Annotated in this window: 9 protein-coding genes; 8 read left to right on the top strand and 1 reads right to left on the bottom strand. The window is 54.8% G+C overall.

The genetic code is table 11. From position 1 onward, the window contains the following. Nucleotides 1–74: 74 nt before the first annotated feature. From JUJ53_RS15665 to tilS, 3 genes are all read left to right on the top strand, one after another. Complete coding sequence (locus tag JUJ53_RS15665; RefSeq protein ID WP_204152944.1) at nt 75–1,907, top strand: DUF3352 domain-containing protein; 1,833 nt, start codon at nt 75–77, stop codon at nt 1,905–1,907. A gap of 279 nt (nt 1,908–2,186) precedes the next feature. Continuing rightward, complete coding sequence (gene ccsB, locus JUJ53_RS15670) at nt 2,187–3,182, top strand: c-type cytochrome biogenesis protein CcsB (RefSeq protein ID WP_204152945.1); 996 nt, start codon at nt 2,187–2,189, stop codon at nt 3,180–3,182. Between the two features lie 27 nt (nt 3,183–3,209). Then, the gene (gene tilS, locus JUJ53_RS15675) at nt 3,210–4,217 is read left to right on the top strand and encodes a tRNA lysidine(34) synthetase TilS (protein ID WP_204152946.1); all 1,008 of its coding nucleotides are present in this window, start codon (nt 3,210–3,212) and stop codon (nt 4,215–4,217) included. 8 nt (nt 4,218–4,225) lie between these two features. Here the strand turns inward: tilS and hmpF are convergent, their stop codons facing one another. Further along, nucleotides 4,226–5,983, bottom strand: a complete 1,758-nt coding sequence (hmpF, locus tag JUJ53_RS15680; RefSeq protein ID WP_204152947.1) for a pilus motility taxis protein HmpF — start codon at nt 5,981–5,983, stop codon at nt 4,226–4,228. A 1,209-nt stretch (nt 5,984–7,192) separates the two neighbouring features. Between hmpF and JUJ53_RS15685 the strand changes: the two genes are divergently transcribed. The 5 genes from JUJ53_RS15685 to JUJ53_RS15705 all read left to right on the top strand — a co-directional run bounded on the left by JUJ53_RS15685 (nt 7,193) and on the right by JUJ53_RS15705 (nt 17,816). Then, entirely contained in the window at nt 7,193–8,455 is a 1,263-nt protein-coding gene (locus tag JUJ53_RS15685) for a response regulator (protein ID WP_204152948.1), read from the top strand. A gap of 112 nt (nt 8,456–8,567) precedes the next feature. Beyond that, on the top strand, nt 8,568–8,933 hold the full coding sequence (locus tag JUJ53_RS15690) for a response regulator (protein WP_204152949.1): 366 nt from the start codon (nt 8,568–8,570) through the stop codon (nt 8,931–8,933). Between the two features lie 26 nt (nt 8,934–8,959). Continuing rightward, nucleotides 8,960–9,496 carry a chemotaxis protein CheW gene (locus JUJ53_RS15695; RefSeq protein WP_204152950.1) on the top strand — a complete coding sequence of 179 codons (537 nt, stop codon included), beginning with the start codon at nt 8,960–8,962 and terminating at the stop codon, nt 9,494–9,496. Nucleotides 9,497–9,538: 42 nt separating this feature from the next. After that, nucleotides 9,539–12,244, top strand: a complete 2,706-nt coding sequence (locus JUJ53_RS15700; RefSeq protein WP_204152951.1) for a methyl-accepting chemotaxis protein — start codon at nt 9,539–9,541, stop codon at nt 12,242–12,244. 253 nt (nt 12,245–12,497) lie between these two features. Beyond that, nucleotides 12,498–17,816 carry a response regulator gene (locus tag JUJ53_RS15705; protein ID WP_204152952.1) on the top strand — a complete coding sequence of 1,773 codons (5,319 nt, stop codon included), beginning with the start codon at nt 12,498–12,500 and terminating at the stop codon, nt 17,814–17,816. The last annotated feature ends 88 nt before the right edge of the window (nt 17,817–17,904 follow it).

Consider the following 17,904-nt stretch of genomic DNA (forward strand, 5'->3'; position numbering starts at 1 on the left):
TCGGTATGAGAACTTGCTATGCTGTCGTAGGATCGCACTTCCCTGATCCCTACCTTTGCAAGGAGCAAGCGGCTGTGGCAAAACGTAAACCTGCTCTGTTGTTAACGTTAGGAACGGCGATCGCCTTTATCACCGGGGGTAGCGTAGCCTACTGGTGGCTCAGGGGGCAATCGGGGCTGCAATCGCCGGCATCGTTGCCCGTTGGCATCGAGGTGATTCCCCAAAATGCCTTGATGACCTTCTCTGTATCTACCAGTCCCCAACAATGGCAAACCCTGCGCTCCTTTGGCACCCCTGAATCCCAAGAGCAGGTAGATCAGCTCCTAGCCAGATGGCGCGATCGCTGGCTATCTGCCTATGATCTCGATTTTCCGCGGGATCTCCAGGCCTGGATTGGGCCAGAAATGACCGTTGCGGTTCTCCCTAACAAGGCTCCTGCGGCTAGCGGATCGGTATCCCCCGATCCAGACCCATCACCTGGATCGAGCCCCGACAGCCCGGTGGAGAACGGCATCGAGAACGACTCCGTTTTAGTCGCCATCTTGCCCATTATCGATCCGCTGCAGGCTGAGCAGACCCTGTCCGATCGGTTGAGCGATACAGAGCCGCAACAGGAACAGGTCTACCGAGGCGTAACGCTTCAGGAGTTTGTCAGCCAAACAGGACAATCCTATGCCGCTGCAGTTTTTGAGAATCAGTTTATTGCAATCGCTCCCAGCCTGGATGTTTTGCAAACCTTAGTGGATGCGGATCAAGCCAATGCCGGTATTGATACGGTTGTCGGCTACCAAGATGCCCTAAGTCAAACTGGTGTTGAGCAACCCTTCCTGCGGCTCTACGTCAACATTCCCGAGGCGCAAGCGATCGCCGCCACTGGAGATCCCTCACCCCTACCGTCAGCAGGGCTCTCGTCGCTCAGCCAAAACCAAGGACTGGCTGCAACACTCACCCTAGAAAACCAAGGCATTCGCATCCAAACCCAGCTCTGGCGCAGTGCAGAGCAAGCCACCCCCACCATTACCAACGAAATAACCGACATTGCTAAGGCCTTGCCCGACACCACTATCCTGATGCTGAGCGGTAGTAACCTCCGAGCCGTCTGGCAGCAGTATAGCCAAGAGCAGCCGGAGGCTCCCCCCGACCAGCCCAATGCATCGCCCAACATTCTCCATCCCGATGCCCTACGCCAAGGGCTACAGGCTGCTGTGGGTTTAGATCTCGATCAAGACTTCATGAGCTGGATGACCGGAGAATTTGCCCTGGGTGTCATCCCCATTGCCAATCCCACAGCCCCTGATCAAACCAGCGCCGGGGTGCTCGTGATTGCCAAGGCTAGCGATCGCTCAGCCGCCGAACAAACCCTGGCATCCCTAGATGACGTGATGAACCGCCGCTACCGTTTTGACGTGAGCGAGGCCAACGTAAGCGGCGAGACCGTAACCACATGGACTCAGCCCTTTTCCGGGCTGACGATTGTGCGGGGATGGTTGGAGGGCGATCGCGCCTTTCTAGCCATTCGCGGGGCGGTAGCCGACACCGTAGTGCCCCAGCCCCAAAGCACCCTCGCCGACAGCAGCCTCTACCAAACCCTGACCTCCAACGACGCCCGCACCAACGGACAATTTTTTGTGAATGTTGAGCAATTGCTCAACCCTCAAGCAGGTCTTCCCATTCCGCCCACGCCCGATCGCTACACCCCATATGTCTCGGCACTTCAGGCTATTGGCGTCACCACGCGATCGCAAACCCCACAAAGCACGCTGTACGACATCTACGTCATGCTGAAACAAGGCAGAACCCCAGGCCCATTACCTGAGGTGGATGCATCTGCCTCACCCGCTGCCACCGATCCTGACACCCCCAAGGAAACATCCCCAGCAGACGACCAAGACGGCGCAACCCCGTAGGCCCACCCAAAGATTTTTACCGTAAACGGTCGCGGGATCCCCAAGACTCGCTAGGATAGAGGGTGGAGCTGGTTACCTGGGTGGCTCATCCGGAAGCGATCGCTGGCGGCGATCCCCAGGGTCTTGGTGAACCCAGCAGCTCCCAGAGGAATCGGTCAAGCACGGGTCTAAATCGCTAGGCAGATCTCCATTCCGTTCCGGAATGGCTGCAGCACGACAAGATTGACCTCGATTTGTCCTCTGGTATACCTGTTATCTATTTGTTGGGAGAGGTCTGAAATGGATTTGGTGACTCTTCAGGGTTGGCTAGACAATGGGTCGTTTGCCATTCTGTTTTTGACCATGCTGCTGTACTGGTGTGGCGCAGCATTTCCAACCATCCCCTACCTAGCGGGGCTCGGCACCCTAGGCATGGCGATCGCCAACCTGAGCATGGCGGCCCTGCTGACGGCTCGATGGGTTGATGCGGGCTACTTTCCCCTCAGCAACCTATACGAATCCTTGTTTTTCCTGGCTTGGGGGATCACGGCTGTTCACCTGTTTGCCGAACATATGAGCCGCAGTCGCCTAGTCGGTACGGTAACCGCGCCTGTAGCCATGGGCATTGCCGCCTTCGCGGCCCTGTCTCTCCCCTCCCAAATGCAGGTTTCCGAACCCCTAGTGCCAGCCCTGAAATCCAATTGGCTGATGATGCATGTGAGCGTCATGCTGATTAGCTACTCGGCCCTGATGGTAGGAGCCTTGATGGCGATCGCCTTCTTGGTGGTCACCCGCGGACAAGCCGTGGAGCTACGCGGTAGTTCGGTGGGCACCGGGGCCTATCGGGATGCCAAGTTTCGCATTCGCCGCTCAAGCAGCAGTCCTGAACCTGAAGCGACCCCTGCCTACAGCGCAGGCAGTACGGCTGTGCTGGAAGCTCCTGTCCAAGCCCAAGCTGCCCTCTCCCCTCAGCGCCTAAGTCTAGCGGACACCCTCGACAACATCAGCTATCGAATTATTGGACTAGGCTTTCCTCTCTTGACCATCGGCATCATTGCCGGAGCCGTCTGGGCCAACGAAGCTTGGGGCTCCTACTGGAGCTGGGATCCCAAGGAAACCTGGGCCCTGATTACCTGGCTGGTGTTTGCCGCCTACCTCCATGCCCGCATTACTCGGGGCTGGCAAGGTCGTCGCCCGGCTATTTTGGCGGCATCCGGCTTCCTCGTCGTGTGGATCTGCTACCTAGGGGTAAACATCCTCGGCAAAGGCCTGCATAGCTACGGCTGGTTCTTTTAGTTCTTCTAGCTTCATCCCCCGCTCTCTATGGGGATCAACCTACCCTGGACTATCCTCCACGCTCGCCTGCACCAAACCCTGCGCGATCGCTCCCTGTTGCCAGCGGGCGATCGCTGTTTAGTTGCCGTATCTGGCGGGCAAGACTCCCTTTGCCTGATTCGCCTGCTGCTGGATCTCCAGACCAAGTGGGGCTGGGAGATAGCCATAGCCCACTGCAACCATGGCTGGAGAACCGATGCGGATGAAAATGCCGCCCATGTGCAGGCTTTAGCCCATCAGTGGCAGATTCCCTACTACGGGGTTGCCACCCAAACCCTACCGCCCACCGAAGCAGCGGCACGCACCTGGCGCTATGACCAACTGACTGCGATCGCCCAGGATCATGCCTACACCCAGGTGGCGACCGGACATACGGCCAGCGATCGCGCTGAAACATTGCTCTATAACCTGGTGCGGGGGGCCGGCATGGATGGACTGCAGGCCTTGACCTGGTGTCGTCCTCTCAGCGATCGCATCCAACTGGTACGCCCCCTACTGGCTATGACCCGTGAGGAAACTGCCCGGTTTTGTCACGAGCGAGATCTGCCGATCTGGCAAGACTCCAGCAACAGCGATCTCCACTACGCCCGCAACCGCATCCGCCATACCCTACTGCCCCTACTCACAGAGCAGATCAATGCTCAAGCCGAAGGTCACCTAGCCCAAACGGCAGAATTGCTGCGCGCCGATGTAGAGTACCTATCCCATCTAGCTGAACAGCTTTGGCACCAGGCTCGGGAAGCAGATGAACAGGGGCGAGCGGCTCGACTAAATCGCACGACACTGCAAGCATCTCCCCTAGCGCTGCAACGACGGGTGATGCGTTTACACTTACAGGCTCTGTCGATCCCGGCCCCCAGCTACCACCAGATTGAAAAACTAGTGGCGCTGATCTGGGCTCCCAACCGCAGCCAGACCGATCCCCTACCTGGAGGGGCGATCGCCCGCGTGGAGCATCCGTGGATTGTGATCACATCGAGAGATGCGACCCCCTAGAGCACCGCTCACGATGCCGCCAGTTCTGCCGATTGGCTGGTGAGTTGCTCAATCATCTGCTGCATTTCCGTAATGCCTTGGAGCTGATAGTCGCTGGCCTCTTGGAACTGAGACATAAGATCACCAATGGACTGAACCGTCTGCCGGAGGCTATCGTAGCCGTCTTGGGTCGGCTGGAGCAGTTCTTCATAGAGGTAGACCTTGCCCCAGAGTTCTGCCACCGCCGCTCGCTGATCGCTGAGGTTAGCTTCTAGTTGCCGTACCTCTTCCCGCTGGGCGATTTGATGGCTGGTTTGCTGATCTACCTGGGTCTGCAGTTGTTCAAGTTGACCATGGATGTCTTGAATCGTTGCCTGCACCTGGCTAAGCTCATCCTGCATAGCCTGACGATGGGCCTCAATTTGATTGAGCACTGGCTTCAAGTCAATTTCCCCTGGCTCACCTTCACCCACCGCATGGCCTTGTCGCCGAGCGAGGATGGACTTGTGCTGCTTGAGAATGGCTTCCCGTTCCCGTAGATTGCGACGCTGCCCGACGAGCGTTTCGTTGAGCATTTCATAGCCGTCTTGCTCATCTTTTAACTCGTTTTCAAGCTGCAAGCGATCGAAGTCATTGGCTTCATCAATGCGGCGCTGAATTTCATCAATTTCTTCTTGCTTGTAGGTCAGCTCTTCTTCTTGGCTATTCACAAACTTGGAGTTTTTCTCCAGCTCCGACTCCAAGTCTTGGGTAATCCGCTGCAAATCATCCAGCGGCATAGCCTCTAAAGCTTGCAGATCAATCGATACGCCAATGGTGATTGAATCCGACCCATCAGCCAGAAAACACACATTGCGATGCAGATCCGCTTGGGCTTTAATTTGAGCTTCTAGAGCTTTCACGTAGTCTTGCTTGAGGCTGAGAGCTTGTTGTTGCGATCGCAACTCCGCCTTGAGATGTTCCAAGTTTTCTTGGGCGTCATACCAAGCCTGCCAAGCATCACGGATCGTCTGGGCCTGCTGTTCCAACTCCGACTGTCGCTGCTGGGCTGAGCTGCGGCTGCCTTCCAAACCCTGCCAGTGATGCTGAAGTGCCTGCTGCTGCCTGTCTAAAATTTCAAACGACTGATGGAGCTGTTCGCGTACAGACTCTGTAGGTGCAACGGCTCCAGAAATCTGATCGAGCAGCGCCCGTAGCGTCGTCGCCTTTTCATCATCTAACGTTGCTGACTGCTGCTGTTCTGCCTGCCGTTCCTCAAAACGGCGCACTTCCCCATTGAGATGGGCCCATGCCCCTTCTAGCTCTTGGCTTTTGCGCTCAAACTCCTCGCGCAGGTTTTCAACCTCTTGGCGGGTATCTTCAATGTCTTGGCGCTGTTGGTCAAGCCGTTCAAAGTCTTCTTCCATCTGCTGGAGTTGCTCTTGCCGGGCTTCCATTTCCATTTCCCGGCGATTCAGCTCTTGGCTTTGATACGTCAGCGACTGCTTCCACTGCTCAATCTCTTCTTCTTGGGTCTTGGATTTTTCTTGGAGCTTAGAAAAGTTTTGCAAAATGCTGACAAGCTGACGACCCGCTTCAAAATGTCGCCGCACCTGCTTGGCACCGGTTAATTCCACCATCACGATGGCTCCGGCGTTATAGGTCACGTCATCTGGAGCAGCAATGGTTTCATCATAGGCGCTCCAACTTTGCTCAGAACGCTGGCAGGCAATGAGCTTAAACTCTGCCTTACCGCCGCCGCCCATAAAGCCACTTTTCTGTTTCTGTACTTCAGCTAAATACAGCACGCCGATAATCCTCTTCTTTTGTGCCCGATCCCAAGGTTTGAACTGTGTGTCTTTCTGCCAGCGTGATACAGGATAGGTCTTGTATCATCTCTGTCGGTGCGTGGAAGAACGCGCAGCCATGCCCCAAATCCTACCCAATCTTTTAGCTAACAGTCTAGCGAATCTTTCGATGGAGATTTCGCAATGCAGACAACGGTTTTACTGTGACCCAATGTATGCTTTTTTGTGTCAACCCACTCGATTAGGTTGTTCTAGGTTGTTCAACGATGCTAGGTCGCGTCAAAATGCTCCCCTTGAACGCATGTCTCTAGTTTCAGGCTTGCTACCCACGATCAGGGAACTCACATTCCCACGTGAATCGTTTACCCATCCTTGATGGCCTCTCCGTTCATGTCCCCCAATGATGGGCTACGAGAATCTATAGGCTACAAGGATCCCCATTGAGCCTGCTGTGATCTAGACTGCCCAATCCCTTGCATACAGGACGATAGGACATCTAGTTATCTCCTGCTCAGACAAGAGACGCGGGCGATCGCTTCCGGATCAATCACCCTCAATCCACAGATAACCCATAGATGGGAGCCCTAGATGTAAGCCCTAGAGGTGAACCATAGGTGAAGACCGTCATCCTCAATTATGGCAACGGTGACCTATCAATTGACAGGCCCCGATCACGAGTTCTCCATCATCAGGGCAGGTGTAGACCTAAGCATCCCTTGCAAACAACCCCTTCCCGACAGAGCCTTCCCAACAGAGCCAACCCACCTCACAACCTGACTATCTTTCAGCTTAACCAGAAATGGATACAGATCTTAGCCAAGATAGCTTTTCTATCATGGGTCAGGGTTGTCAGTATAGGATGCTTTTTAAGCGATCGCCACGGATCCACAAGCAGCTTGCTAACCAATACCCCCTTGCCATCCCTAGAAGCCCAGTCAGCTCCAAAAGTGCCCATTCTTACAGAGCAGCATCTCACAGCTCCCCAGAGAATCCCATTTCAACATCTTGTAACGAACTCCCTGGGGCGATCGCGTCCTTGGGCACAATACATGAACAATCATGGGTTAACATTCAAGCAGACATCGACAAACCGGCTCAACCCAGCAAGCTGGCCGAAACTCTGAAACCGGCCGTGGGTATGCTAGCTGAGCACGGGCGATCGCTCCCTTTGTTCCCTGTTCACTTTGTTTCAGGCACGTCACAAGTTGCATGCAAGGCAAGCTAAACGAAATTGACATCCGCAGCATCATGCAACTCATCGAACTGGGTCAGCGAACCGGTGAGTTGTTTGTTGAGGCCTACGGCACAACGACGTCGAGCACGTCTGAGCCATCTCCCAAAAAGATTTGTGCGCAATCTTGGTTTGTCTTTTTCCAAAATGGTCAAATTATCTACGCCGGGGATAGCGCCGGGCGATCGCGCCTGCGAGACTATCTGCGTCGCTACGACCTCGAACACCTAATCGACACCATCGGCATTTCAGCGATCGCCACCCTGAATGCTCCCGAATATGGCCATGTCTGGGCCCTGCTCGAACGCCAAGCCCTCACCCCTGCCCAAGGGCGCAGCATCGTCCAAAGCATGATTCGGGAAACCTTGTTCGATCTGCTGAGCCTCCACCAAGGCTCGTTCACCTTCGAAATTAGCCCGCCGCTCTCCCCCCAGCTCACCACCATTGAAGTCAGCTCCATCCTGGCCGACACCATCAAGCAAATCCAAGAATGGAAGCAGTTTAGCCCCCATATTCAATCCCCCGACCAATGCCCGGCCATTATCGAACTAGAGCAACTGCGCACCGCCCTCAAGCCCCAAACCCTCCGCTTGCTCACCACCTGGGTTGATGGCAAAACCTCGATTCGGCAAATGGCTCGCTACCTCAACCGCGACATTCTCCATGTAGCCCGCGCCATTTATCCCTACGTCAAACGGGGGTTTGTGCAAATCAACCCACCCGTTGCTGGCAAAACCAAGCAGGGCGAGCTATCGCTGCCAGACGATCGGCATGTGCCCCGCATTGTCTGCATTGATGACAGTGCTACGATTCGTAAAGCTGTGGAATTTATCCTGAATCATCAAGGCTACGAAGCAACAGGGATCAGTAATCCTATCAAGGCCCTGAGCTTAGTGTTTCAACTGAAACCCGATCTGATCTTGTGTGACATTGCCATGCCAGAGCTGGATGGTTACGAGATCTGCGCCATGCTGCGCAAGTCCACCGCCTTCCGGCAAACGCCCATTGTCATGCTGACCGGCAAAGATGGCTTCATTGATCGGGTGAAAGCTCGTATCGTCGAGGCCACCGACTACCTCACCAAGCCCTTCGGGGCCAGCGAACTAACCACCATCGTCGAAAAATATGTAGGATTTGGGCAACCCGATCGCCCTGATCCTCAGGAACTACTAGCGGAAGCTGTGGAAGATGAACTAGACATCGACCTAACTCAGTCTGCCTCCGCACCATCCCGCCCGTAAACTTGCATGATCATTATCAAAATTGCATTATCGTAGTCTTACGAGGTAGCAAACATCATAACTAAAGGAATCCCTCCCTTTAGCATTCGCGGTTAGCCGATAGGGAAACATAATGAGTACAGTTTTGGTGGTGGAAGATAGTGTGACCCAACGAGAAATGATTACTGACCTTCTCAAAGGCAGCGGTCTCAACGTCACCATCGCAAGCGATGGCGTGGAAGCACTCGAACAAATTCAGGGGCATCGTCCGGATCTAGTGGTGCTAGACATTGTCATGCCGCGAATGAATGGGTACGAAGTTTGTCGCCGTCTGAAAGCCGATCCAAAAACACAGGATGTGCCCGTTGTGATGTGCTCATCTAAAGGAGAAGAGTTCGATCGCTACTGGGGCATGAAACAGGGAGCAGATGCATACATTGCCAAACCCTTTCAACCGACCGAGTTGGTTGGCACGGTGAAGCAATTGCTGCGAGGGTAAGTCACGCGAAACATTAGGCAAGTGCAATGATCAGCAACCCAGACTTTTTAACGGGTAGAGGACAAGATCAAGACCAAGTTCCTGAATTCCAGGAGCTGGAAAGCCCCGAAGGTGAGCTTCACCTTAAGTTTTATGTGACATCCGGCGACGAATTTGCCCTCCCCGCCATTGGCATTCGGGAGGTGATTTCCACGTCTCCCGATCGCATTACCCCCATTCCGAACGTTTCTCCCCTACTATTAGGTACCCTCAACGTGCGAGGGCGTGTCATCTGGGTTGCTGACTTAGGTCAGTTTTTGGGTGATTCTGCGCCCCTGAGTACTGACCGCTCAGAAATTCATGTCATTGCAGTTGAAGACCAAGACACTATGCTAGGCTTAGCGGTTGACAAAATCATTGGCATGGATTGGCTAGACATTGACGAAGTACAGATGCCAACCAATGTTCCTGACAGCATGGCCCCCTTCCTGCGAGGGGAATGGATGACGGAGGGGGATAGCAACCGGTTGCTTCGATTACTCGATCAGATTGCAATTCTGCGATCAGCACGATGGGCAGCATAAACCAGTCGATTATTTGACACTTGCACGGGCAGGAGAAGGCACATGGGATCAGGTACTGATTACGCGCAGGCATATCAACGCGCTGAGCGAGCATACTTACAGGGTAGCTATCAAGATGCGGCCGATATTATCGATCAACTGGCAGTCGATTATCCCGAAGATCCAAACGTACTGCTGCTGCGCGGCCATATTTATTGCTATGGGCTCCAGCGCTATGATGTCGCTCAGCAGGAATATCAATCTGTCTTAGGTCTCACCTCTGACCAACAGTATATGGACTACGCAAACGACGGGTTGGCCTATGCCAGCCAGTTTGTCGATGAGGTGAGCAGCAGCGCAGCAGATCCACGGTTTGATGATATTGATAGCGACTTTTCTGGCACAGTTCAAGAGCCCTTGTCCTATGCAACGGAAACCAATGGCAGTGCGAGCTATGCTGACTCAGATTCAGAAGAAGGCTTCAGCTTTGATTCGGTAGATTTTGACTCCCTCGGCAATGCTGGACTAGACGACGAGGGGGCCGCTGACTTTGAGTCAGGCGGGTTTGAACCTGGAGAAGTACAGGATTTTGCCGATCCCTTTGCCACGGGTGGCGATCCCTTTGGGGTGGGCAGCAGTGCATCGGATTTTGCCGATCCCTTTGGAGGCGAGATGGGCGATCGCAGTGACGACACCCACCCCAGCCTAGACGACACCTTTATTCCACCCCACGTGGATAGTTCAGACAGCTACTCTAGCGGCAGAATGGACTCCAGCGGCGGTATGCCCTTGCCCCAAAGCTCGGATGATGAAACCCTGTTTATGGGATCCGCAGACGACTTAAACGACGATTTTGGGGTAGAACCATCCTATGACTATGAGGCTCCCCCCTCTGGCTATGGCAATACCCCCGACTACGACGATGAGCGCACCTTTGTGTCCTCAGAAACCGGTGGGTTTACCATTGGCGACATGGAGGGGAGTGACTTTCCCACCAGCGATGATCCCCTAGCATCGGGGCGATCCTCTGGCAGCATGAGCGGTGGCATTGACTTTTTAGATGAGTTTGACGAGTTTGACGATCTGGGCAGCATTCCAGACTTCGACCTAGACGACAACTCCGCCGGGCTCACCAGTCCATCGATCGGTAGTGCTGATTTTGGTCTGTCTAGCAGTGGCACCCCGTCGTCCATCAGCGGTACTGCCTTTGACTTTGACAGCGGTGAAGACCAGTCCCTCATCCAAGAAGACGAGATTTTTAGCATCGCTGGCACCTCCGAGCAACTGCCGACCTTTACGGGAGATAGCCAGGGCGACGAGGCCGAAGTCAGCGTTGAGCAGGGGCCCTTCGCCTTCCTAGAAAATGCATCGATCCCCAGTAAGCGCTTATTGGTGTCCGGGTTGACCGGTGCCGCCTCTGCCTTTGCCGTTGCAGTCGCCACCTTTATCACCGCAACCGTTATCCAAGACGCTGATTCCTCTGCCACGGGGCGCTTGCGCATGAGCGGGCTTGTGATGGCGCTGGTGGGGGGTGCCACAGGATTCGGTGTATCGATGGTGTTATCGGGCGCGGCCAATAAACCCATTGAGCGATCGGTGGATGACTTGCGCAAGCAATTTCACTCCGTGTCCCAAGGTAACTTCAATGCGCGGGCAACCGTTTATTCCGAAGATGAATTTGGGCAGTTGGCCAACGGCTTCAACCAAATGGCACGGGTGATTCTCACCACCACGAGTGAGGCGCAGCGCAAGGCGGAAGAGCAGGAACAGGCCAAGGAAGATTTACAACGCCAGGTGATTCGCCTCTTGGATGATGTGGAAGGAGCGGCGCGGGGTGACCTGACCGTCCAAGCTGAGGTGACCGCAGACGTGCTCGGCGCAGTGGCAGATTCCTTTAACCTGACGATTCAAAACCTGCGAGACATTGTGCAGCAGGTGAAGGCCGCCGCCAAACAGGTGAACAAGGGATCGACGGAAAACGAAATTTTCGCGCGATCGCTCTCCTCCGATGCTTTACGGCAGGCAGAGGAACTGGCGGTGACCCTCAACTCGGTGCAGGTGATGACCGACTCGATTCAGCGGGTGGCAGAAAGCGCCCGAGAAGCGGAGGAAGTGGCGCGCTCAGCATCGGCAACCGCCTTGAAAGGTGGGGAAGCGGTGGAACGTACGGTGGCTGGTATTTTGCAAATTCGGGAAACCGTAGCAGAAACCACCCGCAAAGTGAAGCGCTTAGCAGAATCATCCCAGGAAATTTCCAAAATTGTGGCGTTGATTTCTCAGATCGCCTCGCGAACCAACCTCTTGGCATTGAACGCCAGTATTGAGGCGGCACGAGCCGGGGAAGCGGGTCGTGGATTCGCGATTGTGGCAGATGAAGTGCGACAGTTGGCGGATCGGGCAGCCAAAGCCTCGAAAGAGATTGAACAGATCGTGTTGCAAATTCAAAGTGAAACCGGCTCGGTGATGACCGCCATGGAGGAAGGCACCCAGCAGGTGATTGAAGGAACGCGCTTGGCGGAACAGGCCAAGCGGGCTCTTGAGGACATTATTCAGGTATCCAACCGGATTGATGTCCTCGTGCGATCGATTACCGCCGATACGGTGGAACAAACCGAAACCTCCCGAGCCGTGGCTCAGGTGATGCAATCGGTGGAGCTAACGGCCCAGGAAACGTCTCAGGAAGCCCAGCGGGTGTCTGCCTCTCTGCAAAGCCAGTTGAGTGTGGCGCGAGATCTCCTGAATTCTGTTGAACGATTCCGGGTTGAATAGCAGGACAGAGGCTGGGCCCTAGACCCATTCACCTCGTCCCCGTAGATGCACAGGTTTCTTGGCATCTATGTCATGTACTACAAGACTCCCCCTGATGTCGATTCAGGGGCGATCGGGTACATTAAAGCCAATAAGTTTTATTTGACTCAGTTTTTTCTCCTCGGGCCACCTCGGTCAACAACGAGGGGAAGCTGAGCGATCGCCACCCTGATTTTCTTGTCACCACCGCCAGATAGTCTAGAGGAATACTGCTATGAGTATGCAGTCTGAACAGCAGCAGCGGATCATGGGCTACTTTATTGAGGAGGCCAAGGATCACCTCAATACGATTGAGACGGGTTTGCTGAATCTGCAAACGACCATCGCAGATTCCGAGATGGTCAATGAAGTGTTTCGGGCTGCCCACTCCGTCAAGGGGGGAGCTGCCATGCTAGGGCTGGGCAGTATCCAAAAGACATCCCACCGCCTAGAAGATTATTTCAAAGTGTTACGGGAATGCCCCGTTCAAGTTGACCAAAAACTTGAAAGCCTGTTCCTACGAGTTTTTGACAACCTACAGGAGCTGATCGACCAACTGCAGGGCCCCTTTGGTCTCACGGAAGATAAGTCCGATGAGGTGATGGCCAATGTTGAACCGGTGTTCGCAGCTCTGAATGAACATCTCAACGCCCTGGTGAGTGCTAGTGGTGGAGCCCCTCCCGAGGAAGTTGATCTATCCATCGGAGCCATTGCTGCCCCAGCTCCAGCCCCGCAACGGAGTGCGGCCCCGCAAGAGGAAAGCGCCCTACAACTGGTCTTCCAAAGCGATATCCCGGTTCATTTGCGCTCCATGCTGCAACTCTTCAAGCAGCCGGATCAATCCGACAGTCGCCAAGCGCTCCAGGGTATGTGTCGCACGCTCTCCCAAGCTGGTGAGCAGTTTGACCTGAATGCCTGGTGTCAGCTTCTGGATCATGCGAGACGAGCGATCGCCCATACAGACAACGCCTATAGAACCCTAGCTCCCATCTTAATTAAAGAGTTAAAGCAGGCCCAAGAGCTGGTGCTCACCGGACGGGCGGAGCAGATCACCTGCAGCGATGCTTTGGCCGATCTCATACCGGCCACCCTACCAGAGCTAGACCTAGACTTTGGGGAAGAGATTGATATTGACGCCGATCTTGACAGCCTCTTTGCAGACAACGAGCCTGGCAATATTACCGAATCGGCCGACCTGGATTTCCTCACTGCGACAGATACCCTACCGTCGTCATCCGGATTCTTGTCCTTTGATGACATGTCGGATCTGAATTTGGGAGACTCATCCTCCACAGACACCAGCGGGGACGATGACTGGTTCACAGAGACTATCGAGCCGAGCGAGACGGCCGAGCCCCCCGCATCGCTGACCGCTGATGGGCAGCCTGGCGATGGCTTAGATCTGATTGATGCCCTAGACGACGATCCCGATGCTCTCCGTCCTGTTGAGCAGGCTGGCCCTGAGGTGGGAGCGGCAGAACTCAACACCCTGGCAGACTTGTTTGAAGGAGAATCCATTGACCTCGGGTGGCAGGAAGAGGTTGTGGCAACAGATGTGGGGTTTGAAGATGCCCTAGAACCAGAGCCCTCTAGCGACTTTTCTGATCTGTTATTTGATCAATCAGACTCAGAGGATGCCAGTTCCATAGAATTAGGGGCAATCGCAGATGACAGCTCTGATTCCTCCTCTAACGCCCTACCTAATTTTGATGCTACGTTCATCCAAGGCGATGCTCAAGACGAGGATCTGAGCATGGGCGGCAGTGCTGATGATGCGTCATCAGACTCATCCATGAACCTTTTCGGCGACCTCACTGACGATGAGGATAACGAATCCTTTGACCTTGATTTATTTGGCACGTCTGATACCGACAGCTCGTCTGACGTTGATTTATTTGGCGACTCGAACCCATCCGATAGTGCAGACTCTGACGAATCTGGCGAGGCAGACTTAGGCTTCCTTGACGGGCTTGATGACCAGCTAGGCGATGATCTCAACCTGGGCTTAGACGATCTGCTTGCCGACGATGGCACCAGCGAACCTGATGCGCTAGAGCCGGATCGTCAAGATGACGCCTCCACCCTGCCGCCAGTTTTATCGACGCTCGATGATGAGATGGGTGATCTCAACGCCATCTTCAACGAAACCTCATCAGAGGGTGACGCCCCCTCGTTCGAAACGGATTTGTGGGGCGACATGAACGGCGATACAGACAACGACGATGACGCCTTGTTAGCCAATTTTCTTGACGATAACCTTGACGAAGATGCGAGTGCCGACGCATCGCTAACTGACGCGGAAGGGGCAGGCCCATCTTTTGACGGTGACCGCCTCCCTGATGACCTAGGCTTCGCAGACACCGGCGATCAGCTGACCGAAGAAGGTCTAGACAACCTATTTGACGAAACCGACGAGTCTGCATCAGAAGCAGAGACAGATTTCTGGATTACAGCACCCTCTGAAGAATCCTCCGACGCTACCCCTGCCTCGATGGAGGACGACAATGGACTGGATCTCGACCAAGGCGTAGATGCCTTCCCAGGTGATGCCTTCCCAGATGAGGCGTCCCAAGGTGATCAGCCCTCCAGTGAGGTTGACGACTGGTTCACTGAGTCAGGCACAGAAGACGGTGACTCTAACCTGGCAGGCTTGTTAGACGACAGTGACCACGGGTTGGCGGTTGACCTTGATGATGAACTGCCTGATGAGCTAACCAATACCCATGAACCAGAGGCCGATGGACTGGATCTCGATCTAGACGGTCTCGATCTAGACGTTGACCTATCTTCAGAGGCGATCGCCCCTGAGGAGGCAGCCGAGGAGACAGCAGGCATGGACTGGTTTGAGGAATCAGTCAACGCTGATCCTGATGCGTTTGTGGCCGATCTGTTTAGCAATGAGGATGACCTGAGCGCCACGGACACGAGTGCCTTCCCAGGAGAGAACGACCTCGATTTGGCAGAATTGGATTTTGATCTCGGCACCTTTGGCGATGAGGCAGAAGCAGAGGAAAATGATCCCTTCAGCTTCGAGATGCCAACCGTGCCCGGTGCAGCAGCATCCACCGAGGACGATGACTTAGATCTCAATGCTCTAGATCAGTTTTTAGACGACGAGGCATCAGAACCAGAGGACTATACCAACCCTCCAGAAGCGATCGCTGAAGATAACCTTGATCTCAGCAATGTCTTCGATTTAGACGACAACGAACCCGATGCCTTCACCGACATCCCAGACGACAGCTTTGCAGACCTAGACAGTTTGCTGGACGACGAACCTCTTACATCGGCCACCGATGAGGATGACTTTGCCGATTTAGATGCCCTTCTAGATGACACGCCCACAGTCATCCCCGATGCTCCGGCAGCAAGCCAAGACGACTTTGCCGATGACTTTGCTGACCTGGATGCTCTCTTAAATGATGACGCCCTCGATACTCCATCCATCGAAAGCGCGACCGAGAGCGGTGATGATGACTTCAGCGACTTCGATGATCTCGAAAAACTCCTCGAAGATGCAGACAACACCCTAGGAGGGCCGCCCACCAGCAAAGGCGTTCGCCGTTCGTCTCCCGCAACCACCAGCCGCCGAACCGTGCGTCGGGGTCAGAGCGACCAAACCATGCGGGTCTCGGTCAGAAATCTCGATAACCTCAATAACCTCATCGGGGAACTGGTCGTTAACCGCAACAGCCTAGAACAAACCCAAGAACGGCTGCGGCAGTTTCTCGACAATCTGCTCTACCAAGTGCAGCAGTTAAGTGACGTGGGACAACGAATGCGGGATCTCTACGAGCGATCGCTGCTCGAAAGCTCCCTCCTCTCCAGCCGCAAGGGACATTTTGGTGGCGGGGCAGCCGCACCGCAAAATGAGGCTCAACATGCCACAGGGGCAAATTTTGACGCCCTGGAAATGGATCGCTTCACGGGCTTCCATACCCTCTCCCAGGAAATGATCGAACTGATTGTCCGGGTGCGGGAGTCCGCGTCAGATATTGACTTTGTGGTGGATGAAAGCGACCAAATTACCCGCACTTTCCGCCAAGTCACCACCCAACTGCAAGAAGGGCTAACCCGCTCTCGCATGGTGCCCTTTGCCCAAACCGCTGATCGCCTGCCTCGCGCCGTACGGGATATTTCGCTGAAATGTGGCAAGCAGGCAGAGCTGGTGGTGGAAGGTCGAGACACGTTAATCGACAAGATGATCCTGGAGTCGCTGTATGACCCCATGACCCACTTGGTCAACAATGCCATCACCCACGGTATTGAAACCCCGGCAGAACGCGTTGCAGCGGGCAAGCCTCCGGTTGGACGCATCACCATTCGCTCCTTCCACCAAGGCAACCAAACGGTGATCTCGATTAGTGATGACGGGGCAGGCATTGACTCGGAGCGGGTGAAAGCCAAGGCCATGCAGAAAGGCTTAGTCACCCCTCAAGAAGCTAGGGAGATGACCCGACTGGACGTGTATGACCTGCTCTTCCATTCTGGGTTTAGCACCCGCGATAAGGCCGATGACTTTGCTGGACGCGGGGTAGGGATGGATGTGGTGCGCACCAACCTCACGGAAATTCGAGGAGCCATCAACACCGACTCAACCCTTGGCCAAGGCACAACCTTTACCATCCGCCTGCCCCTCACCCTCAGCATTTCGAAAGCCCTATGCTGCATTAGCAATCGCGCCCGCATTGCCTTCCCGATGGACGGGGTGGAAGACATGCTGGATGTACCCCGCGATCGCATCCAAACCGATAGCGAAGGCCGCTCCTGCATCACCTGGCGGGAGATGCTGCTGCCTTTCCAGCCGCTCTCAGAACTGCTCAGCCATAACCGCAGTTTAGGACGTGGCAGTGTTTACGGCGGTAGTCAGGAAGATGAAATGGTGTCGGTGATTGTACTGCGCAGTTCTGGCAATTTCCTCGCCCTCCAGGTTGATCAGGTGCTAGGCGAACAGGAAATTGTAATCAAGCAACTGGAAGGGCCGGTGCCTAAGCCCGTGGGGATTGCCGGGGCGACAGTGCTCGGGGATGGACGGATTATGCCCATTGCCGATGTGCTAGAACTCATTGATCTCTCCATGGGACGCATCCGCCGCGATTCGGGCAGCTCCCTCTGGACGAAGGACGACCTCACCACGCCAGATACAACGCCGAGTAAGAGTGAGCCCACGGTGCTGATTGTGGATGACTCGATTACCGTCCGCGAGCTGCTGTCCATGACCTTTAACAAGGTGGGCTATCGGGTTGAGCAAGCCCGCGATGGGCAAGAAGCCTGGGAAAAACTGCGATCGGGGCTGCCCTGCGACCTGGTATTCTGCGACATTGAAATGCCGCGCATGGATGGGCTAGAGCTTCTCTCCCGCATCCAGAAAGACCCCAGCCTCACAGACCTGCCCATCGCCATGCTGACCTCCCGAGGAGCCGATCGCCACCGGCAGATGGCCATCACCCTCGGAGCTAAGGGCTACTTCACCAAGCCTTACCTAGAAGAAGCGCTGCTGGATGCAGCTCAGCGGATGTTGAAAGGTGAGGTGTTGGTGGGGCCAGCTAGCTAGTACCGCAAGATAGAAGAACGAAGACAGAAGAACGAAAAGGAAGTTCAGAACACACAAGGTTTCCTGCTTTAGCAACTAGGCGGGTTAC

The organism is Leptolyngbya sp. CCY15150 (assembly GCF_016888135.1).
Taxonomy (GTDB): Bacteria; Cyanobacteriota; Cyanobacteriia; order RECH01; family RECH01; genus RECH01.